At 73.0% G+C, this 20,476-nt stretch carries 17 protein-coding genes; 8 read left to right on the top strand and 9 right to left on the bottom strand.

Annotated features, from left to right (window positions below; all coding sequences use genetic code 11):
• Positions 1 to 40 precede the first annotated feature (40 nt).
• The gene (locus DVA86_RS00670; protein WP_208874844.1) at positions 41 to 2,482 is read left to right on the top strand and encodes a hypothetical protein; all 2,442 of its coding nucleotides are present in this window, start codon (positions 41 to 43) and stop codon (positions 2,480 to 2,482) included.
• Between the two features lie 26 nt (positions 2,483 to 2,508).
• Positions 2,509 to 2,910, top strand: a complete 402-nt coding sequence (locus tag DVA86_RS00665; RefSeq protein ID WP_208874843.1) for a RidA family protein — start codon at positions 2,509 to 2,511, stop codon at positions 2,908 to 2,910.
• A 79-nt stretch (positions 2,911 to 2,989) separates the two neighbouring features.
• Here the strand turns inward: DVA86_RS00665 and DVA86_RS00660 are convergent, their stop codons facing one another.
• The 3 genes from DVA86_RS00660 to tdh form a co-directional block, all read right to left on the bottom strand.
• Positions 2,990 to 3,904, bottom strand: a complete 915-nt coding sequence (locus DVA86_RS00660) for a LysR family transcriptional regulator (protein ID WP_208874841.1) — start codon at positions 3,902 to 3,904, stop codon at positions 2,990 to 2,992.
• An 88-nt stretch (positions 3,905 to 3,992) separates the two neighbouring features.
• The gene (locus DVA86_RS00655) at positions 3,993 to 5,186 is read right to left on the bottom strand and encodes a glycine C-acetyltransferase (RefSeq protein WP_208874840.1); all 1,194 of its coding nucleotides are present in this window, start codon (positions 5,184 to 5,186) and stop codon (positions 3,993 to 3,995) included.
• 58 nt (positions 5,187 to 5,244) lie between these two features.
• Positions 5,245 to 6,273, bottom strand: a complete 1,029-nt coding sequence (gene tdh / locus DVA86_RS00650; RefSeq protein ID WP_208874835.1) for an L-threonine 3-dehydrogenase — start codon at positions 6,271 to 6,273, stop codon at positions 5,245 to 5,247.
• 426 nt (positions 6,274 to 6,699) lie between these two features.
• Here tdh and DVA86_RS00645 point away from each other — a divergent pair, with 426 nt between their 5' ends.
• Positions 6,700 to 9,930: an NACHT domain-containing protein gene (locus tag DVA86_RS00645; protein WP_208874833.1), complete on the top strand. Its 3,231-nt coding sequence runs from the start codon at positions 6,700 to 6,702 to the stop codon at positions 9,928 to 9,930.
• Between the two features lie 41 nt (positions 9,931 to 9,971).
• Here DVA86_RS00645 and DVA86_RS00640 read toward each other — a convergent pair whose 3' ends face one another.
• The 4 genes from DVA86_RS00640 to DVA86_RS00625 form a co-directional block, all read right to left on the bottom strand.
• Positions 9,972 to 10,787, bottom strand: a complete 816-nt coding sequence (locus DVA86_RS00640; RefSeq protein ID WP_208874825.1) for an SAM-dependent methyltransferase — start codon at positions 10,785 to 10,787, stop codon at positions 9,972 to 9,974.
• Positions 10,788 to 10,938: 151 nt separating this feature from the next.
• A complete protein-coding gene (locus tag DVA86_RS00635) occupies positions 10,939 to 11,685 on the bottom strand; it encodes a YqjF family protein (RefSeq protein ID WP_208884264.1) in 747 nt (248 codons plus the stop codon).
• A gap of 187 nt (positions 11,686 to 11,872) precedes the next feature.
• A complete protein-coding gene (locus tag DVA86_RS00630) occupies positions 11,873 to 12,388 on the bottom strand; it encodes a pyridoxamine 5'-phosphate oxidase family protein (protein ID WP_208874823.1) in 516 nt (171 codons plus the stop codon).
• Positions 12,389 to 12,455: 67 nt separating this feature from the next.
• The gene (locus DVA86_RS00625; protein ID WP_208874821.1) at positions 12,456 to 12,857 is read right to left on the bottom strand and encodes a VOC family protein; all 402 of its coding nucleotides are present in this window, start codon (positions 12,855 to 12,857) and stop codon (positions 12,456 to 12,458) included.
• 221 nt (positions 12,858 to 13,078) lie between these two features.
• Here DVA86_RS00625 and DVA86_RS00620 point away from each other — a divergent pair, with 221 nt between their 5' ends.
• Entirely contained in the window at positions 13,079 to 13,567 is a 489-nt protein-coding gene (locus tag DVA86_RS00620; RefSeq protein WP_222623272.1) for a DUF6069 family protein, read from the top strand.
• A gap of 101 nt (positions 13,568 to 13,668) precedes the next feature.
• Here the strand turns inward: DVA86_RS00620 and DVA86_RS00615 are convergent, their stop codons facing one another.
• Entirely contained in the window at positions 13,669 to 15,288 is a 1,620-nt protein-coding gene (locus DVA86_RS00615) for a peptide chain release factor 3 (RefSeq protein ID WP_245996188.1), read from the bottom strand.
• A 118-nt stretch (positions 15,289 to 15,406) separates the two neighbouring features.
• Between DVA86_RS00615 and DVA86_RS00610 the strand changes: the two genes are divergently transcribed.
• Positions 15,407 to 16,042 carry a GNAT family N-acetyltransferase gene (locus DVA86_RS00610; RefSeq protein ID WP_342776305.1) on the top strand — a complete coding sequence of 212 codons (636 nt, stop codon included), beginning with the start codon at positions 15,407 to 15,409 and terminating at the stop codon, positions 16,040 to 16,042.
• Between the two features lie 39 nt (positions 16,043 to 16,081).
• Here the strand turns inward: DVA86_RS00610 and DVA86_RS00605 are convergent, their stop codons facing one another.
• The gene (locus DVA86_RS00605; RefSeq protein ID WP_208874820.1) at positions 16,082 to 17,821 is read right to left on the bottom strand and encodes an IclR family transcriptional regulator domain-containing protein; all 1,740 of its coding nucleotides are present in this window, start codon (positions 17,819 to 17,821) and stop codon (positions 16,082 to 16,084) included.
• Between the two features lie 156 nt (positions 17,822 to 17,977).
• On the opposite strand from DVA86_RS00605, the gene DVA86_RS00600 reads away from it, so the two are divergent.
• The 3 genes from DVA86_RS00600 to pcaH all read left to right on the top strand — a co-directional run bounded on the left by DVA86_RS00600 (position 17,978) and on the right by pcaH (position 20,474).
• Positions 17,978 to 18,799 carry a CoA transferase subunit A gene (locus DVA86_RS00600; RefSeq protein ID WP_208874818.1) on the top strand — a complete coding sequence of 274 codons (822 nt, stop codon included), beginning with the start codon at positions 17,978 to 17,980 and terminating at the stop codon, positions 18,797 to 18,799.
• A complete protein-coding gene (locus DVA86_RS00595; protein WP_208874816.1) occupies positions 18,796 to 19,626 on the top strand; it encodes a CoA-transferase subunit beta in 831 nt (276 codons plus the stop codon). The genes DVA86_RS00600 and DVA86_RS00595 overlap by 4 nt, the downstream gene beginning before the upstream one ends.
• Before the next feature lie 74 nt (positions 19,627 to 19,700).
• Entirely contained in the window at positions 19,701 to 20,474 is a 774-nt protein-coding gene (pcaH, locus tag DVA86_RS00590) for a protocatechuate 3,4-dioxygenase subunit beta (RefSeq protein WP_245997510.1), read from the top strand.
• Positions 20,475 to 20,476 lie beyond the last annotated feature (2 nt).

Raw genomic sequence — 20,476 nt, 5'->3', positions numbered from 1 at the left:
CGCCCGGCGGTTGTCAGTGCCGCTTCCTACACTCGCCGACATGACCAGCCAGACCGCATGCAGCGAGCACGCCGAGGGCCCTGAGGAGTGGTGCCCGCTCGACGGGTGGGAAGACGGCGCGGGTGAGCCGCCCGAAGGGGTCGAAGTCCTGCTCCGTCTCGCGCCGTTGATGCCCTCCCACCTGCTGCTCCCGGTGCTGGACAGACTCGGCGTGCCGGTGGTCGACGCTCTGCACCAGCCCTGGCTCGAGGTGCGGTCCGACATGGGCGGTTACGACGCGTACATGGACGCCGTGGAGTGCCCCGCCCTCATCGAAGCCGTTCTGGCGAGAGGCGACCCGGAGCTGGTCCGGGAGCTCCTGTGGGCCAGGCCGCTCGCCGGCCACTGGTCACGCGTGGCCGACGGGCTGAACCGTGTCGGGGGCCCCCAGCTGGCAGAGGTCGCCGCAGAGTTGTACGCGGATCCCGACGCCACCGCCGCCATCCGGCACAGCCTCGCGCGGGGGCCGCTCGGCCCCGCGATGGCCGCGTGCCTCGCCGCGGACGGCACGCTGTCGCCCCGGCACCTGCGCCCGCTGCTTGCCACGGGCGACCCGGAGGTGGCGCGGCACGTGCTCGCGCTCCCGCCCGGCTCGGTGACCAGGGACGAGCAGGCGCTCGCCGCCATGTCGCTGCTGGAGCAGGGGCACGGCGAGGACCTGGTCGGACTGCTGCGCCCCGTTCCGGAGCAGGGCGGCGCCAAGAAGGCCGCTCCCGGAGCGCACATCGCGGCGGAGTTGGCGGAGGCGTTCGCCGACGGCGTTCCGGCCTCCTCCGACGCGCCGGGCGTGGCGGCGCTGCGCCGTATCGCCGAGGAGGCACACACGCCTCGCCGCCTTGCCGCGCTTCTCACGGAGCAACTCACCGGCAAGCGGCAGAACTTCAGCTTCGTCCGGCACAGCCCTCAGCTGCACGACCTCAACGCGCTGGCCGGCGTCGAGCTGCCGCGCACGACACGGGACCTGGTGGTTTCGAAGCTCCGGAATGAGCTCCCGGCAGAGTTCGGGCTGCCGCTGCTGGACCACCGGGACGCGGCCGACGACCCTGACACCGCCCTGGTGACACCGAGGCAGGCGCTGGAGGTCGCTTCCCGGGACGACGTCATACGGCACACCGCTCCCGTACATCACCTGGCCGAGCTGCTGGATCCCACGCGGGACCGGAGCGCGGGTCGGCCCATCGACCGCATGTACGGCGCTCAACTGGACGTCGCCCTCCGTGCGTTTCTGGAGGACATGTCCCCGGAGGCGCTGCTGGGCGCCGCCCGGCTCGGACCGGGCTTCGACGGCACGCTGCCGGAGTTGCTGGATTCGGCCACCGCGGACACCGGCACCACGGATCTGCCGCCGGAGGGCATCGAGCTGCTGCACCTGCTGCTGCACTCCGCTCCGGCCGGTGTCGTGCCCGTGGTCCTCTCCCGTGTCTCCGCGCAGGACGCGCTCGGACTCGCTTGGCACGCCGCCGTGCGGCTCAGCCACGTGCAGCCCGACGACAGAGACGAAGACGGTGACCTCCGGCCGTACCGCTCGGTGCTCTGTGCCCTCGCGAGAGTGCGTACGGACCCGGCCGTACGGGACGTGCTGGCCGAGACGGCCGTGCAGGCGGCCGGCGTCGCCGGGCTCACGGATGCCGCCGAGGAGCTGCTGGCCGCGCTGGACGCGGGCGGTGTCCCCGTACGGGAGCCGGCCGCGCGCCATCTCCCCGGGCCGCAGGCGTGGCTGGCGCAGTCCGAGCGGCGCCGGAGAACGGCGCGCGAGGAGTGGGAGTCACCCGAGGTCGCTCTCGCCGGACTGACGGCGGCCGGGCACTCCTCGCGCCGGGCCCGCCGTCCCGGCACTCCGATCGCCTGGGAGGAGGTCGTCAGCCACTACCGCGGCGGCGGCAGGCTCGCCGAAGCGGCGCTCGCGCCGCTGCTCCACCGGCCGGATCTCCCGGAGGAGTTGCGGCCGCTCCTCCCGGAATCGCATCCCGAGCTGCGTACCCTGCCGCTCTGGGTCACCGAAGGGGCGACTCCCCCGCGCTGGCTGCTGCGGGAGGCGCTGCCGCATTGGGACCGGACGCCCGCGGTGGTCCGTTCGTCCCGGCTGACCGTGGCCGTCGAGCGGCGGCTCGTGGGCGCCGCGGAAGTCCTCGGCCTCCTGGCACCCGCCCCGTACGCGGCGGAAGTGCTGGAAAGCGCCCAGCACGTCGTCCCCGAGCTGGCGCCCCGCTGCCGTGAGCTGGTCGGCGCACACATACCCCAGGCCGACGCGGCAGCGTGGACGGCCGCGGTCCGGATGCTGGCAGGGGGATTCTCCGGCACGCTCCTGGAACTGCTCACCGCGGCTGCCGCGCGGGCCTCGGCGGCGGACGGCACGGTGCCGGAGGAAGGCGAGGTGCCGTCACGCGAGGTGCCGCAAGGCGAGGTGCCGCAAGGACCCGTGGCGGATTCGGCTGGCGCGTAGCGGGTGGTGCGGGTGAGGATCGCGGCATGTCATCTGATCTCATCCACGTCGCCGCACCCGACGGCGTCGCTCCCGGTAACGGCTACAGCCACGTCGTCTGGGGCGAGGGCAGGTTCATCGCGGTCTCAGGGCAGATCGCCGTGGACGAGCACGGCGCGGTCGTCGGCGAGAACGATCCCGCCGCACAGGCGCGCCAGGTGTTCGAGAACCTGCGCCGCTGCCTCGCCGAGGCGGGCGCGACCTTCGACGACGTCGTCAAACTGACCTTCTTCGTCACGGACTTCGGCTTCATGCAGGCCGTACGGGACGCACGCGACGCCGTCATCGACACGTCGCGCCCGCCCGCCAGCTCCGCCGTGCAGGTCGCCGGGCTGGTCCGGCCCGAGCTGCTGCTCGAGGTCGAGGCGTTCGCCATCCTCCGCTCCTAGGCGGGCAGTAGCCGCTCCTGGGCGACGGCGCGCGGGCTGTCCCTCCGCGCGGAGGGACAGCCCCCGCGCCGTCGCCCGTTCAGTCCGTGGAGAGCCCGGCAGCCGTCTCCTCCAGCGCGTCGAGCACCGGCCGGATCAGCGGGTGCTCCTCCGCGCCCCGGCGTACGGCCGCGAACACCCGGCGCGTCGCCGCCGGCCCCGCGACCGGGCGTACGACCGTCTCCCTGTGCTCCATCCCGCGCAGCGCCGAACGCGGCACCAGCGCCACCCCCGCACCGGCCGCCGCGAGGGCGACGACGGCGCGGAAGTCGTCCGAGGTGTGCGCCAGCCGTGGCTGGAACCCGGCGAGTTCGCACGCCAGCAGCATCACGTCGAGGCAGGGGTTGCCGGGGTGCTGCCCGATCCAGTCCTCGTCTGCAAGCTCCGCGAGCGCCACGCGCCCGACGCCGCTCAGCGGGTGGGTCCGGGCGAGTACGGCGTCGAACGGCTCCGCGTACAGCGGCAGCCTCGTCAGCCGCGGGTCGTCCGGACGGGGCGCGCCGCGGTACTCGACGGCGACGGCCAGGTCCGCCTCCCCGTCCAGCACCATCGGCAGGCTCTCGTCGCCCTCGGAGTCCCGCACCCGTACGCGGATGCCCGGCTCGACGTCGCGCAGGCGGCCGATGACCGGCGCCACCACCTCCGCGATGCCCGTGGCGAACGACGCGACCGTGACCTCGCCGACCGTGCCGTCCGCGTACGCCGCCAGCTCCGCCTCGGCCCGTTCCAGCTGGGCGACGACGGCGTGCGCGTGCCCCAGCAGGATGTCCCCTACGGCGGTCAGTTTCACGCCCCTGCTGCTGCGGGTCAGCAGGGTGTGGCCGGTCTCCTGCTCCAGCGCGGCCAGTTGCTGGGAGACGGCCGAGGGTGTGAGGTACAGCGCCGCGGCCGCGGCGGTCACCGTGTGGTGGTCCGCCACGGCCCGCAGCACGCGGAGCCGCCGGGGGTCGATCACCGGGCCATTCTCTCAGCGCGGCGGACGACGTGCCTGGTGGCGCGTGCCACGGACCCGGTGGCGCGCACCGCAGTCACCGCGGGCCGCCTCAGCCGTGCAGTGCCGCGCGGGCGTCGGTGAAGGCGGCGACGGCCCGCTCCACGTCCTCCTCCGAGTGCGCCGCGGACAGCTGGACGCGGATGCGCGCCTGGCCCATCGGCACCACGGGATACGAGAAGCCGATCACGTACACGCCGCGGTCCAGGAGGAGTTCGGCCATACGGGCCGCCTCCGCCGCGTCGCCGATCATGACGGGCACGATGGGGTGGTCGCCGGGCAGGATCTCGAAGCCCGCCTCGGTCATCGCCGTACGGAACCGGGCGGTGTTGGCACGCAGCCGATCGCGGAGTTCGCCGGCGCTCTCCAGCAGGTCCAGGACCTTGATGGACGCGGCGGCGATGACGGGCGCGAGGGAGTTGGAGAAGAGGTACGGGCGGGACCGCTGCCGCAGCAGGGCGACGATCTCCGCGCGGGCCGCGACGTAGCCGCCGGAGGCGCCGCCCAGCGCCTTGCCGAGGGTGCCGGTGATGATGTCCACCCGGTCGCGTACGCCGTGCAGTTCCGGGGTGCCGCGGCCGCCGGCGCCGGTGAAGCCGACGGCGTGCGAGTCGTCGACCATGACCAGCGCGTCGTAGCGGTCGGCGAGGTCGCAGATCGCGTCGAGCGGCGCGAGGTAGCCGTCCATCGAGAACACGCCGTCCGTGACGATCAGCCGGCGGCGGGCGTCCTGCGACTCCTTGAGCCGCTGTTCGAGCCCGGCCAGGTCGCGGTTGTCGTAGCGCAGCCGGCGGGCCTTGGAGAGCCGGATGCCGTCGATGATGCTGGCGTGGTTGAGCGCGTCGGAGATGACGGCGTCCTCGGCGCCGAGGAGGGTCTCGAAGACGCCGCCGTTGGCGTCGAAGCAGGAGGAGTAGAGGATCGTGTCCTCCTGCCCCAGGAACGCCGAGAGGCGCTGTTCCAGCTCCTTGTGCACCTCCTGCGTGCCGCAGATGAAGCGGACGGAGGCCATCCCGTAACCCCACTGGTCCAGGGCGTCCTTGGCGGCGGCGACGACCTCGGGGTGGTCGGCGAGGCCGAGGTAGTTGTTGGCGCAGAAGTTGAGGACGTCGCCGGGGCGGCCGCCGTCGGTGACGGCGACGGACGCGCTCTGCGGGGTGCTGATCACACGCTCGGGCTTGAAGAGGCCCGCGTCGCGGATCTCGTCGAGGGTGCTGCGCAGGTCGTCGCGGACGGACTCGTACACGGAGGCTCCTTCAGGTACGGGAGGGGGTGGGGCGGCGTGCGGGGCAGTGCGTACGGGGTCAGACCGTCCAGTCGAGGATGATCTTTCCGCTGCGGGCGGTGGCGGCCTCGTCGAAGGCCGCTTCGAATTCCTCGTAGCCGTACCGCGCGGTGATCACGGGGCTGATGTCCAGGCCGCCTTCGAGCAGGACGGTCATCGCGTACCAGGTCTCGTACATCTCGCGGCCGTAGATGCCCTTGATGGTGATCATCGACGTGACGATCTTCGACCAGTCCAGCGGGAACTCCCGCGCGGGCAGGCCCAGCATCGCGATCCGGCCGCCGTGGGTCATGTTGTCGACCATGTCGCGTACGGCCTCCGGGCGCCCGGACATCTCCAGGCCCACGTCGAAGCCCTCCTTCAGGCCCAACTCCCGCTGCGCCTCCGCGAGATCCGCGTCCGAGACGTTGAGCGCGAGGCTGGCACCGGCCTTGCGGGCCAGTTCGAGACGGGGCTCGCTGACGTCGGTGACCACGACGTGGCGCGCGCCCGCGTGCTGGGCGACGGCGGTCGCCATGATCCCGATGGGCCCCGCCCCGGTGATCACCACGTCCTCGCCGACGAGCGGGAACGACAGGGCCGTGTGCACGGCGTTCCCGAACGGGTCGAAGATCGCAGCGATGTCCAGGTCCACCTTTGCCTGGTGCACCCAGACGTTGGAGGCGGGCAGCGCGACGTACTCGGCGAACGCGCCGTCCCGTCCGACGCCCAGCCCGATCGTGCTGCGGCACAGGTGGCGGCGGCCGGCGAGGCAGTTGCGGCACTTCCCGCAGACGAGATGGCCCTCGCCGCTGACGAGATCGCCGACGCGGATGTCCGCCACGTCGTCGCCGATGTGCGCGACCTCGCCGACGAACTCGTGGCCCAGCACGAGCGGTGTCTCGACGGCCTGTCGGGCCCAGCCGTCCCAGTCGCGGATGTGCAGATCGGTACCGCAGATGCCGGTGCGCAACACCCTGATCAGGACGTCCCCCGGCCCCGTACGCGGCTCGGGCACGTCCGCGAGCCACAGCCCGGGAGCGGCCTGCTGCTTGACAAGGGCTCTCATACGGTGGCTCCCCGGGCTGGCGCGACACCGACGTGTCCGGCGGTGCGCTGCGGTCTTGCTCTCGGACGGGTCCAATCTGCCGAGGGGGTGCCGTTAAGTCCATCGAGGATTTCTTAATCAGGACAACAGCGGAGCTTTACACGGTCCAGCCCGTCCGGCGATTGAGGACGGCCCCGGCCGAGGACAACACGCGGGCCGCCACCGGCTCGTGGACCACCAGCAGTTCGGTGGGCCCCAGCCGCCGGCCTCCGCCCAGCGCCCTGGCCCGCACCCCCGGCGGCCGCCCCCGGGCCGTCCTCAACCGCCGGACGGGCTGGACGTGCGCCCCCGCGCCACCGTGCGCCGTGGCCGGAAGGGGACCGGCACCGGGCGCCACGGGGTAGGAAGGGGCACACGGCCAACTCGCCTACGCACAGGGGGTATCCGGTGCCCGTACGGGGTTCGGGGCTGCTCGCCAAGACCGGTCTCGCCGCCGCCTGTCTCCTGCCGCCCGCCGCCGCCGGCATCGGATTCCGGTCATGGTTCACCTCGCACCAGGTCGCCGCAGTGGTGCTTCTCCTGGGCTACGCGGTGCTGGTGGCGGCCGTGGGTTTCGCGGGGCGGATCTTCGGCGGCCTCCAGTCCCGCTGGGCGGAACGTCTCACCGACGTCATCGACCGCCGCCTGCGCTGGAAGCTGTCCCGCTTCGAACGCGCCTACCGTGCCGCGCTGATCAGCCGGAACCGTTTCGTCGACCTGAAGGGCCTCGCGACGCGCGGCGACTACGCGCCGGGCCTGGCCGAGGTGTTCATCGACGTCAGCCTCGTCCCGCGGCCCGCGCACGAGACGTCCGGCGAGGCGCTGGCCGGGCGGCCGCCCCACGGCACGGGCGAGGCGGGGCCCGTACCGGCGGCGACCGCCGGAGCCGCCGGCCCCGTGCCCGCCCGCCAGTCCCTCACGGACTTCCTCGGCGCCGAACGCGGCACCGCCCTCGCCGTGATCGGCGCGCCCGGCACCGGCAAGACCACGCTCCTCAAGCACGTGGCGCTGCGCCCGCCGCACGGCCGGTACGGCGGCGGGCGCGGCCCCCGTACGGCGCTGCCGGTGCTGCTGTTCCTCCGCGACCACGCCGCAGCGATCACGGAACGCCCCGACAGCACCCTCCCCGAGCTCGTCCGCGCCTCCCTCCGCGGCCTGCGGGAGGACGAGCCGGAGGGCTGGTTCGAGCAGCAGCTCGCGCAGGGCCGCTGCGTCGTCCTCCTCGACGGCCTGGACGAGGTCGCGCGCGAGGAGGACCGGCGGGCGGTGGCGAAGTGGGTCGAGGAACAGATCGAGCAGTACGAGACCAACGACTTCGTGCTGACCTCCCGCCCGCACGGCTACCTCAGCGCCCCACTGAACCGGGCCCGGGTGCTCCAGGTGCGCCGGTTCACGAGCGAGCAGGTCTCCTCGTTCGTGCACGGCTGGTACCACGCGATCGAAAAGCTCAGCACCGGCGTGAACGACGCGGGCGTGGCCGACCGCGCCGCCGAGGAGGCGACGGACCTGCTCGAACGGCTGCGTGCGCGGCCCGTGTTGTACGACCTCGCGACCAACCCGCTGCTGCTCACGATGATCGCGAACGTCCACCGCTACCGCGGCGCCCTCCCCGGCAGCCGCGCCGACCTGTACCGCGAGATCTGCGAAGTCCTGCTCTGGCGCCGCCACCAGGCCAAGAACCCGGCCGAGGGCCAGGTCGACATCAACGGCGCCAAGACGGAGACGGTGCTGCGCGAACTCGCGTACCACATGATGACGCAGCGCCTCCGCGACATCTCCGCCGAACAGGCCGGCAGCGTCCTGCGGCCCGCGCTGTACCGCGTCGGGCTCAACAACCCGGTGGACGCCACGGCGGTCTTCCTCGACTCCGTGACCTCCAACGGGCTGCTGGTGGAACGGGAACGCGGGCTCTACGCGTTCGCCCACCTCACCCTCCAGGAGCACCTCGCCGCGCTGCACATCCAGCAGCACGGCCGCACCGACGTGCTGACGGCCGCCGTGGACGACGACTGGTGGCGCGAGACGGCGCTGCTGTACGCCGCCCGCACCGATCCGGCGCCGGTGATCGCGGCGTGCCTCGCAGCCCGTACGCCGGCGGCGCTCGCGCTGGCCTTCGACTGCGCGGAGGCCGCCACGGAGGTGGACCCGGGCACCGTACGGGAGTTGGAGGAGCTGCGGGAACAGGCCCTCATCGAACCGCTCGACTCCCCCACGCGCCGCCTCATGACGGCCGTGACGGTCACGCGGCTGCTGCGCGAGACGGTCCAGCTGAACGACGACACGGTGGTGTGCAGCCGCCCGGTCACACGCGAGCTGTACCGGCTGTTCGCGGCGGAACGGGAGGACGCCCGCTACCCCGGCTACGACGAGGGCGACGCCGCGGAGACGGCCGCCGGCATGAGCCGTACGCAGGCGCTGGCGTTCGTCGGCTGGGTCAACTCCCTGCTCACGGACGGGCCGGTGTGGACCCTGCCCACGCGCGGGGAGGTCGAGGACCCGGGGTTCCGGCTGGTCGCCCAGAACCCGGAGCACGCGGTGTGGTGCGCCGGCCGGGAGTCGATCGCGGACACCCGGCCGCCCTCACCGGGTTCACCCGGCAGCGGGAGTCACCTCACGGCATTCCACGTCGGGCCGACAGCGGAGCTGTGGGTTCCGCAGGGGCGACCGCATCCCTGGGAAGCGCAGATTCGGCCCATCGCGGAGGACGACGCGCTCAGGGTCGCGTTCGAAACGGGCCAACTGACGCTGCGCACCATGGCCCATGCCTCCGTGAACCGCAGCATCGCGAACGACCTCGCCAGCGCCCTGCGCGCGGGGCGGATCAGGTCGACGCACAACCACAACGCCGCTCTCGTCCGCGCGCTGGCGGAAAAGGTCGTGCAGCTGGTCCCCCCGGCGCTGGACCCGGCCGCCGTCCACTACGGCTTCCGAGACCTTACTCAAGCGCTCTCGCACGGCAAGGCCCCTGTCGAGCGGGACCGCAGCCTGCACACACACCGCGCCCTCACCGACACCATGCGCGAGGCGCTGCGGCTGGCGGAGCAGTCCGCCCCTCCGTACCAGCTCACCCAGATGCTCGAGAACGCCCACGATCACGTGCGCGAGGCCGTCCGGCTCCACCATCTCGCGCCTCTCACGGACAGCTTGGAAGGGCGCGTACTGCTCTGGAGCTGTGCGGTCGCCTACCTGCGGGAGGAGAGCGGCCGACAGGGCGAGCCCGTACCGCTGCGGCCCAGGCCCGTCCCGCGCCCCGTCCGGGGGACGGCGCCCTCCGTCCGGCCCGCTGACACACCGCCGCGCAAGTTCACCGCCCACCCCGACGAGTTGAGCCTCGCCGCGGAGGACGCGAACCGCCTGGGTCGCGAAGTGCTCAGTGCGGGAGGCGGGTCGGCGCTGGAGGAGGCCACGGGCCGCCTCCTGGAGCACACTCTCGCGCTGTTCCGGCACGCCCAGGACGCCGCAGGAAGCGTGCCGCAAGGGGCTGCCGTCGCGCTGGAATTCGGCGCGCGGATGCTGGCCGCGGAGCTTGAGAAGACCACCACGCCGTTCACTCACTTTGCCGCGTGCTGCAACGTGCAGCGCCACCGCGCCAGCGGCGCGATCACGCCCTCCGAGACGATCGTCCTCACGCGTACGTAAGCGGCCAGGGGCGGCGGGCGGACCCAGCCCCCGTACACCGCTCAGGGCTTGCGCCCCACCCCGCCGAACGTCATCGCTTCCTTCGCCGGCGGCTCGGGTGCGCGCCAGTGCGAGCAGCTGGCGATGCCCGGCTCGATCAGGTCGAGGCCGTCGAAGTAGCGGGTCATCTGCTCGACGCTGCGGAGGCGGTACGGGACGGAGCCGCCGTCGTCGTAGCCCTGCTGGGCCTGCTTCAGCTCCTCCTCGCCGTCGGTGCTCTCGTACAGGACGAGGAAGCTGCCGGAGGGCAGGGGTTCGAGGAGGCGGCTGACGATGGAGCGGGCCTCGTCGTAGCTGTCGACGTGGCCCAGGATGCCCATCAGCATCAGGGCGATGGGTTGCTCGAAGTCGAGGTAGCCGCGGGCGGTTTCGAGGATGGCCTCGGGGTTGTGCACGTCGGCGTCGATGTACGTGACGCGGGGGTTGAGGGCGGTGGCCGGGTCGGTGAGGATCGCGCGGGCGTGGGAGAGCACCATGGGGTCGTTGTCGACGTAGACCACCCGGCAGTCCGGTGAGGCGCGCAGGGCGACCTCGTGCGTGTTGTCGGCGGCGGGCAGGCCGGTGCCGATGTCGAGGAACTGGCGTACGCCCTCGTCGCCCGCGAGGTGACTGACGGCGCGGGTGAGGAAGTCGCGGGCGGACCGGGCCATGTACTCGATGCCGGGGTAGACCAGCTTGTACGCCTCCCCGGCGGTGCGGTCCACCTCGTAGTTGTCCTTGCCGCCCAGCCAGTAGTTCCAGATCCGGGCGGAGTGCGGCACCGAGACGTCAAGGGCGCCTTCAGAGGTGGTCGCGGGTGTGTGTTCGGGTTGCGTCATCGCGTCGCCCTCTTGTTCTGGTGTGGTGTACGGAACACCACGTTTCCACAGGTCCCGAGGGGTTAGGAGCGCAGTCCCGGAGGATGGCATATGCCAGCTTGGCAGGGGCAGTTGGGGCCGACGACGGCCCCGCCCCGTGCCGCTCGGCGTATCAGGGCGTCGGGATGCCCGCGGGGCGTTCGGGGCGGCCGAAGCGTACGGGGACGCCGGGCGAGTACAGGACACTCACCGGTTCGCCCGCCGGCTGCGGCAGGCCCGCGGCCGTCACGAGGTCCTCGTCGCACGCGAGGAGTTCGGCGCGGTGCAGCGGCCAGCGCGGGTGAACGTTCGGCAGGTACATGGAGCGCCCGAAGAACGCGCTGTGCATCCCCCAGCGCGCGGTCAGGAAGTGCTCCAACTCGGTGGGCTCCGCGATCCGTTCGCCCTTGCGCACCGCTATCCGGCTGCGCGCGCCGCGCGGCCCCGGCCAGCGACGGTTGCTGGTGTAGGTAATGGTGTCGCCGTCGGCCCGTACGGACATGCGCGACCACACGTACGGCAGCCGGAAACCTGCCCGCGCCATCAGCACCGGCACCAGCCGGGAGGCGTCCAGCGAGCGGAAGACGACGCCGCGCCGGCCGTGCGCGTCCACCGAGTACAGCCGGACGTTGGTCTCGGGGAAGGTGCCCAGGTACGGCACCCCCGGCAGCCGGAACCACCCCACGCGGTGCATGCGGAAGGCGACCAGCCCGACGTACGTCATGCCGTCGAGCGTGTCGGGTTCGGCGCCGGCCGGGAGCAGCCCGGCGACGTCCTCCGGTGCCACCGCCCAGTGCAGGAAGGCCAGGTCGAGCCAGGACTGGGTGAGCAGCGGGCTGGTGATGGCCCCGGGCGGATCGGCGGTCACGGGCTCGGGCACACGCGTACGCCCGTGCGCCTGCCGGGGCTGCGGCGGCTGTGCCGGTTGCGGCCGCTGCGGCCGGGACGGCGGTGGCGTGAGGGACACCGCGCCAGGATCGCAGAGGCCCGCCACGGCGCCGCGAGGGGCCCTGCCGTACGGCCCCGGGCCCCTGGCCTTGTTCCCGCGGGTTCCCCGTTGTCCCCCGTTACGTGTCCTCGCGCGGCGCCGCGTCGTCGTTCCCGCGCCGGATCGTCCGCAGCGGGCGGCCCGGGTGCCAGACGTCCATGCACATGTCCGGCATCACGAGGTACGTACGGACCACCTCGGTCAGGTCCACGCGGAACAGATGGAACACCTCCGGCACCTCCCCCTCCGGCGCCGCCTCCGCGTACCGCGCCAGCTCCGCCGGGTCGGTCACCTCCACGGCCCGTCCCGAGATCCGGGCGTCGCCGCCCTCCATCTCGGACTCCGTGCCCGAGCCGGGGTTGGCATGGATTGCGAAGCGCGGGTCGCGCCGCAGGTCAAGCGCCTTGCGGGAGTTCGGCATCATGCCGAGCCACAGTTCTCCCCTGCTGACGTCCGCTTCCAGTCCGGTCAGGCGCGGTGATCCGTCGGCCCGCAGGGTGGCCAGTACGTGGTGCTTGTGTTCTCCGAAGCGCTTCCGCACGCGCGCCGCGTGCTCCGGTGCCGCCGCTTCGAAATCCGCCCAGCTCATCGTCATGACGCCATCCTCACGCCGATACCGGACACCTTCTGTCGGGTATCTGGAAGAGGCACCGGGCGGGCGGTCACCCTCTGCGGCCGCCGCTGCCGTACGGCCTGGTGAGGATCTCCATCGCGTGCCCGTCCGGGTCGTCGAAGTACGTGCCCCGGCCGCCGTCGCGCGTGTTGATCTCGCCGACGCGGCCGTGGTACGGGTCCGCGTAGTACGTGATCCCCGCCGCCTTGATCCTGCCGAAGATCGCGTCGAAGTCGTCCTCGGAGACCAGGAACGCGTAGTGCTGCGGCGTGATGCCGCCTTCCTCCTCCTCGTACTCCGCGTAGTCCAGCGTGACGCCGTTGCCGGTGGTCACGGGGACGAACGGGCCGAACTGCTCGCCGACCTCGAGCCCGAGCAGCTCCGCGAGGAAGGTGGCCGACGCCCGCTTGTCGCTGCTGACGACGATGGTGTGGTTCAGCTCAACAGCCATATACGCACCATAAGTCCGAGTCTGTCCGACCTCAATCGGACGGCTTCCCGCTCCTGCGCCGGCCCGCCCCGGAGCCCGTACGGAACGACGGCCCGGGACCGATGAGTTTCCCGCCGCCCCGGGGTCTGTCTTCTTCGAGAGCACCACCCCGAGAGCACCACGCGGGCAGCACCACTCAGGCAGTACCACCCCGAGAACCACCGTCCCCAGGAGGCAGTGCCATGACCGCCAACGTTCCCGTTCCGCAGCCGCAGGCCGACCGTCCGCTCGCCGACGTGCTCCGCTCCTTCGTCATCGCGCAGCCGCTGTGGCGGGCCGGGGTGCTCGCGGTGCTCGTGGGAGCCGTCGTCACCGAGGTGTTCGCCCTGGTCACCAGAGCCGCCGGCGTCCCGATGAAGGCCGCCAGTCCGGGTGAGGACGCCGCCCAGGAGATCCCGGTGTTCGGGTTCGCGGGCGGCGTGCTGTTCTGGTCGGTCGTCGGGCTCGTGCTGGCCTTCGCGCTCGCGCGGTGGGCGAAGCGCCCGGCGCGTACGTTCGCCGTGACCACGGTGGCGCTGACCGCGCTGTCGCTGATCACCCCGTTCATCGCGCCGCACACCGCCGTCTCGACCCAGTTCGTGCTGGCGGTGTCCCACCTGGTCGCCGCGGCGGTGATCATCCCCGCGCTGACCATACGGCTGGACCACACCGCGCAGCGCCCCTCGGCGTAAGCCGACGCGTGCGCAGGCCAGCACCCGTGCCCGTGCCCGCACCCGCACCCGTGCCCGGCGCCCGGCGCCCGGACAGTCCACCGCTGATCGCGGCCCGCGTACTACTCGTGGGCCGCGATCAGCGTCTCCAGCGGGCTGTCCGGGAACTCCCGCTCGAAGGAGGAGATGTGCCAGCGGCTGGGGAACAGTCCGAGCCACACTCCGTCCCGTACGCGGTGCATGGCCTCGCCGTGGACCAGGCGTGAGCGGTTCAGCAGCTCCGCGCCCTGCAGGTCGGTGGCGCGCGCGGTCTGGTACGGGAGGGATTCGAGCCGTACGGGCGCGGTGAACTCGTTCTCCATGCGGTGGCGCACCACGTCGAACTGCATGGGTCCCACGGCCGCCAGTACCGGTGCCTGCTCTCCGCGGCGGTCGGAGACCAGCACCTGGACGACGCCTTCCTCGTCCAGCTGCGCGATCCCGCGGCGGAACTGCTTGGTGCGGCCGATGTCCACCGGGCGTACGACCGAGAAGTGCTCCGGCGCGAAGGTGGGCATCGGCGGGAAGACCGCCTTCCGCTCCGCGTACAGCGTGTCGCCCACCCGCAGCGCACCCGCGTTCACCAGACCGACGACATCACCCGGGTAGGCGGTCTCCACCGACGAGCGGTCCTGCCCGAACACGCTGTGCGCGTACTTCGTCGCGAACGGCTTGCCCGTCGCAGCCCGCGTCACCGTCATCCCGCGCTCGAAGACACCCGAACACACCCGCACGAACGCGATCCGGTCCCGGTGCGAACGGTCCATGTTCGCCTGCACCTTGAACACCAGCCCGGAAAACGGCGCCTCCACCGGCCGCTCCCCGCCACCGTCCGCCAGCGGACGCGGGCCCGGCGCCGGCGCCATGTCCACCACCGCGTCCAGCAACAGCCGCACACCGATGTTCGACAGCGCCGCACCGAAGAAGACCGGCGTCGACTTCCCCGCCAGGAACGCCTCCGGATCGTGCACGGCGCCGGTCTCCCGCAGCAGCGCCAGCTCGTCGCCGGCCTGCTGCCAGTCCCCGGCATGCTCGGCCGCGGCCTGCCCGGCGCCGAGAGTCTCCTCCAGCGCCTCCTTCGCCCCGCCCGGCGCCCGGGTGTAGCGCAGCATGCGCTCCGGATCCCGCACGTCCACCAGCCCCCGCATGTGCCCCGCGATGCCCACGGGCCAGGTCACCGGCGTCGGCTTCAGCCGGAACTCACTCTCGATCTCGTCCAGCAACTCCAGCGCGTCCCGCCCCGGACGGTCCCACTTGTTGATGAACGTGATCACCGGGACACCCCGGTGCCGGCAGACATCGAACAGCTTCCGCGTCTGCTCCTCCAGCCCTTTCGCCGCGTCCACCAGCATCACCGCACAGTCCACGGCCGCCAGCACCCGGTAGGTGTCCTCGGAGAAGTCCGCGTGCCCCGGAGTGTCCAGCAGGTTCAGCACCTGCTCCCGGTGCGCGAACTGCAGCACCGCCGAGGTCACGGAGATACCGCGCGCCTGCTCCATCTCCATCCAGTCCGAGGACACACCCCGCCGACCGGCCTTCCCATGCACCGCACCCGCCGACGTGATCGCCTGCGCATGCAGCGCCAGCGCCTCCGTCAACGTCGACTTGCCCGCGTCAGGGTGACTGATCACCGCGAACGTACGCCGCCGCGCAGCCTCTTCCGTCGCGTCCCCGCTCACCACGCCCGCCGTTCGTCCGTCCACTGTGCGCTCATCCGCTGAACGGTACCTCCGTTCGGGCCCCGACCGGATCGCTGTCCGTACGGGCACGGTGCGGAAACGGGTTCGCCCCCCGCCGCCGCGGACTGAGACCATCGCGCGCATGCGGATACGGGAGATGGCCGAGGCCGACATCGACGCCGTGGCCGAGCTGCGCGTACGGGGCTGGCAGCACGCGTACGCGGGGCTGATGCCCCAGACGTATCTGGACGGCATGTCCCCGGACCGGGACGCGGGTCAGCGGCGGGAGCTGTTCGCGAAGACGCGCGGCGTGATCACCAACCTCGTCGCCGAGGACGACGCGGGCCGCGTCACCGGCTGGGCGGCGCTCGGCCCGTACCGCGACGACGACCGTACGGGCGGCGCCGGGCGCGCACAGGACGGCGAGCTGTACGCCCTCTACGTCCTGCCGGAGCGGATCGGCACGGGCACCGGGCGCGCCCTGATGGACGCGGTCCTGACGCGCGCCGAGGAGCTCGGGCACACGCGCCTCCTGCTGTGGGTGGTCAAGGGCAACGCGCGGGCGCGGCGGTTCTACGAGCGCGCGGGCTGGGCACCGGACGGCGCGGAGGAGGCGTACGACGTGGACGGCGCGTCCGTACCGGAGCTGCGGTACGTACGCGGGGTGCGGCGGGTGCCGGAGCAGCGCTCCCTGGCGGGTGCGAACGGGCACGCGGCGGCGCGGGAGGCGGACCGGCAGGACGCGGACCGGCAGGAGGCGGCTCCGCGGCGCCGCTGACGGCGCGCGCACGGGCCGGACGAACGGTGCCGCACCCGCTCAGCCGCCCGCCCCGGGCACGCCCGGTACGCCGCCCACCGCCCGCAGGTCCGCCTCCATCCCGGCCTGCGCGGCCCGCAGCGCGGGCAGCAGCGCCGCGCGGGTCTCGTCGGCGCTGTGCCGTCCGGCGTGCGTGGGCACGTTCACGGCCGCCACGACGTGACCCGCGGCGTCCCGTACGGGCACCGCGAGCGACCGCAGGCCCTCCTCCAACTCCCCGTCCACCAGTGCGTATCCGGCCTCCTCGGTGTCCGCGAGGATGCGTTCCAGCTCCGCCGGACCGGTCACCGTACGGGAGGTGAACCGGCGCAGCTCCGTACGGGCGAGCAGCTCCGTGCGTTCCGCCGCGGGCAGTCCGGCGAGCAGCACGCGGCCCATGGAGGTGGCGTAGGCGGGGAAGCGGGTGCCGACGGTGATGTTCACGGTCATGATCCGGTACGTGGGGACGCGGGCCACGTACCGGATGTCCGGCCCGTCCAGCACCGCCATCGACGCGGACTCCCCGGCCTCGGCCGCCAGCCGCCGCAGGTGCGGCTCGGCGAGGTCGGTGAAGCCGAGCCCGGACAGGTGCGCGTAGCCGAGTTCGAGCACCCTCGGGAGCATGCGGAAGCGCCGCCCCGCCGCCTCCGCGTACTCGACGTATCCGAGGTGTACGAGGCTGAGCAGCGCCCGGCGGGCGGTGGCGCGCGGCAGTCCGGTCGCCTTGGCCGCCTCCGAGAGCGTGCAGCCGCCGCGGCGCGTGCCCAGCGCGCGGAGGACGGCGAGGCCGCGGGCGAGTGACTGCAGGAAGTCCGCGCCGAGTTCGCCCTTGGCCTCCCGTGTGACGTCGTCCAGCGGCGCGGGCGCGGCGGCGCCCGGCGCCTCCGCTTCCGCGAGGGCGCGCCCCATCGCGGGCAGCATCTCGCGCAGCCGGGGCACGGCGGCCCCGGCCAGCGAGTCCAGGGTGTGCCTGCTGGTGTGGCTGACGACGCTTACCGCGCAGACGGGCCGCCCCTCCGCGTCGTGCACGGGGGCCGCCACGGCGATCAGGCCGGGCTCGACCAGCCCGTCGTCGACCGCCCAGCCGGACGCGGCGGCCCCCTCCGTACGGTGCCGGAAGTCCGCCTCGACCTCCGCGGCGCTCGGTGCGTCGCGGCGCGGGGCGATCGGGAATCCGGCGTCGTCCGGGTCGGCGCGGCGGCGCTCGCGCCACGCGTCGTAGCCGGCCTCGTCCCAGCCGGCGGCGAGGACGGTGCCGGCGGCGCACCGCTCGGCGGGTACGAGGTCGCCGATGCGGAACGCGAGGGACATCGCGCGCCGCCGGGTGCACTGGGCGACGAACCGTACGCCGGTGCCGTCCGGCACGGCGAGCGACACCGACTCGTCTACGGCGTCGGCGAGTTCGGCCGTGAACGGGCCGAGCGCGTCGGGGATGCCGCTGCTCGCGAGGTAGCCGTTGCCGAGTTCCATGAGGCGCGGCGCGGGCTCGATGTCGCGGCCCGCGGGGCGTACGTAGCCGATGCGGGTCAGGGTGCTCACGAGGCGGTCGACGGTGGCGCGGGCCAGCCCGGTGGTGTGCACCAGGTCGCTGGGGCGCTGCCGGTGCCCGTCGGGCGCGGACAGGGCGCGCAGCACGGCGACGCCCCGTTCGAGCGGGCCGAGGACGCCGGGCTCGGCGTGCTCGGCGGCGCCGGCTGCGTCGGCGTCGGCGTCGGGCGCGAAGGCACCGGCGGCGGCTGCGGTGGAGGGCGGCGGGGACAAGGGCGGACTCCTCTGGGCGGCACCTGGCACCGGACATCTTCTCGGAACGCGCGCGCAAGGCCATTGACACCCGGGAAGACGTGGGCGGAAACTCGGCGCAGATCATTATGAACTAAAGTTCACTCTGCGAACAACCTCTCCCGGGCGAAGGGACCCATGGCCGAGATCCGCACCCTGCAGGACGCCGTGGCGGAGCTGATCCGCGACGGCGACACCGTCGCGCTGGAAGGCTTCACCCACCTCATCCCGTTCGCGGCCGGGCACGAGCTCATCCGCCAGGGCACCACCGACCTCACGCTCGTACGGATGACCCCGGACGTCGTGTACGACCAGCTGATCGGCGCCGGGCTGGCGCGGAAGCTGGTCTTCTCCTGGGGCGGCAACCCGGGCGTCGGCTCGCTGCACCGGTTCCGCGACGCGGTGGAGAACGGCTGGCCGCGCCCGCTGGAGCTGGACGAGCACAGCCACGCCGGGATGGCCAACCGCTACGCCGCGGGCGCCTCGGGACTGCCGTTCGGCGTGCTGCGCGGCTACCGCGGCTCGGACCTGCCCGCCCGTTCGGCCACGGTGTCCACCGTCACCTGCCCGTTCACCGGCGAGGTGCTGGCGGCCGTGGCCGCACTCAATCCGGACGTCACCGTCATCCACGCGCAGCGGGCGGACCGGGACGGCAACGTGCAGTTCTGGGGCCTCCTCGGCGTCCAGAAGGAGGCCGCCCTCGCGGCCCGGCGGGTGCTTGTCACGGTGGAGGAGCTGGTCGACACGCTCACGCCGGTGCCGGGCGGCGTGGTGCTGCCCGGCTGGGTCATCGACGCGGTCGCGGTCGCGCCCGGCGGCGCCCACCCCTCGTACGCCACCGGGTACAGCGTCCGCGACAACGACTTCTACGAGAACTGGGACCCCGTCTCGCGGGACCGCGACGCGTTCACGGCGTGGCTGAAGGACAGCGTGTACGAGAGTGCGGGAGGCAGGCGATGAGCGCGCACTCCGCGACGGGTGACGCCGGGGCCGGACAGGCGGGCGCCGAACAGGACGGCACCGCCACCGAGTTCACGCCGGCCGAGCTGATGGAGGTCAACGCCGCCCGCGCGCTGGCCGGCGCGAAGACCTGCTTCGTCGGCATCGGCCTGCCCAGCACCGCCGCCAACCTGGCCCGCGTCACCGCCAACCCCGGCCTGGTCCTCATCTACGAGTCCGGCGCCATCGGTTCGCGGCCGACCCGGCTGCCGCTGTCCATCGGCGACGGCGAGCTGGCCGAGACCGCGGACGCGGTGGTGTCCGTGCCGGAGATGTTCAACTACTGGCTGCAGGGCGGCCGTATCGACGTCGGCTTCCTCGGCGCCGCACAGGTCGACCGCTTCGGGAACGTCAACACCACCGTCGTGGCCGGCGGCGCGGGCCGCCCTGAACTTCGGCTGCCGGGCGCCGGCGGGGCGCCGGAGATCGCGGCGAGCTGCGCACGCGCGCTGCTGGTGCTGCGCCACTCCACGCGCGGCTTCGTCGAACGCCTCGACTTCGTCACCACCATGGGCCACGGCAGCGGGCCGCACGACCGCGCCCGGCTCGGCATGCGCGGCCGTGGCCCGGTCGCCGTCATCACCGACCTCGGGGTGCTGCGGCCCGATCCGGAGACGTCCGAGCTGGTGCTCACCGAGACCCATCCGGACGTGACACCGGACCAGGTGCGCGCGGCCACCGGCTGGGAGCTGCGTACGGTCCCCGAGCCGCACACCACCGCACCGCCCACCCCTGCCGAACTGACCGCGCTGCGCCGCCTCAAGAACGCCGGAAGGAGCGACGTATGAGTGCCCGTGCCGCCAGCCCCCCGGACCGTACGGGGCCGGAACGGCCGCCGTCCGGACCGCCCGAGTCCGCCTGGCTGGAGTACACCCAGGCCGACATCGACGCCGAGATCCGTACGGTGCACGCCGCCTACGCCCGCGCACGCGCCGCCGGCGCGCCCGTCGCGGACCACCCGCCGCGGGACCACGCGCCGTACCGCAGCAGCCGGTTGCGGCATCCGAAGCAGCCGCTCGTCGCGGTGACCGGCTATCCGGAGACGGTCGAGCTGCACACGCCCGTGTTCGGGCCCACCGATGTCACGCCGACCGACAGCGACCTCACCCGGCAGCACACCGGTGAGCCGCTCGGTGAGCGCATCACCGTCTCCGGCCGGCTCCTCGACAGCCGCGGCCGCCCCGTACGGGGTCAGCTGATCGAGCTGTGGCAGGCCAACGCCGCCGGCCGCTACGCGCACCTGCGCGACCGGCACCCCGCCCCGCTGGACCCGCACTTCACCGGCTTCGGCCGGGTGCTGACCGGCGACGACGGCAGCTACAGCTTCACCACGATCAAGCCCGGCGCGTACCCCTGGCGGAACCACCTCAACGCCTGGCGCGCCGCGCACCTGCACTTCTCCCTCTTCGGCCGCGCCTTCACGCAACGGCTGGTGACCCAGATGTACTTCCCGAACGACCCTCTGTTCCCGTACGACCCGATCCTGCAGTCCGTCCCCGACGAGTCCGTACGGCAGCGCCTCGTCGCCGCCTACGACCACGACCTGTCGCAGCCGGAGTGGTCCCTCGGCTACCACTGGGACATCGTGCTCGACGGCCCCTCCGCCGTCTGGGCCGAAGCCGGAGAGGACGGCTGAGC

The sequence above is a fragment of the Streptomyces armeniacus genome, from assembly GCF_003355155.1.
Lineage (GTDB): Bacteria > Actinomycetota > Actinomycetes > Streptomycetales > Streptomycetaceae > Streptomyces > Streptomyces armeniacus.
The sequence above is the reverse complement of the archived record's forward strand: the minus strand, read 5'-3'. Positions and strand labels throughout refer to the sequence as shown.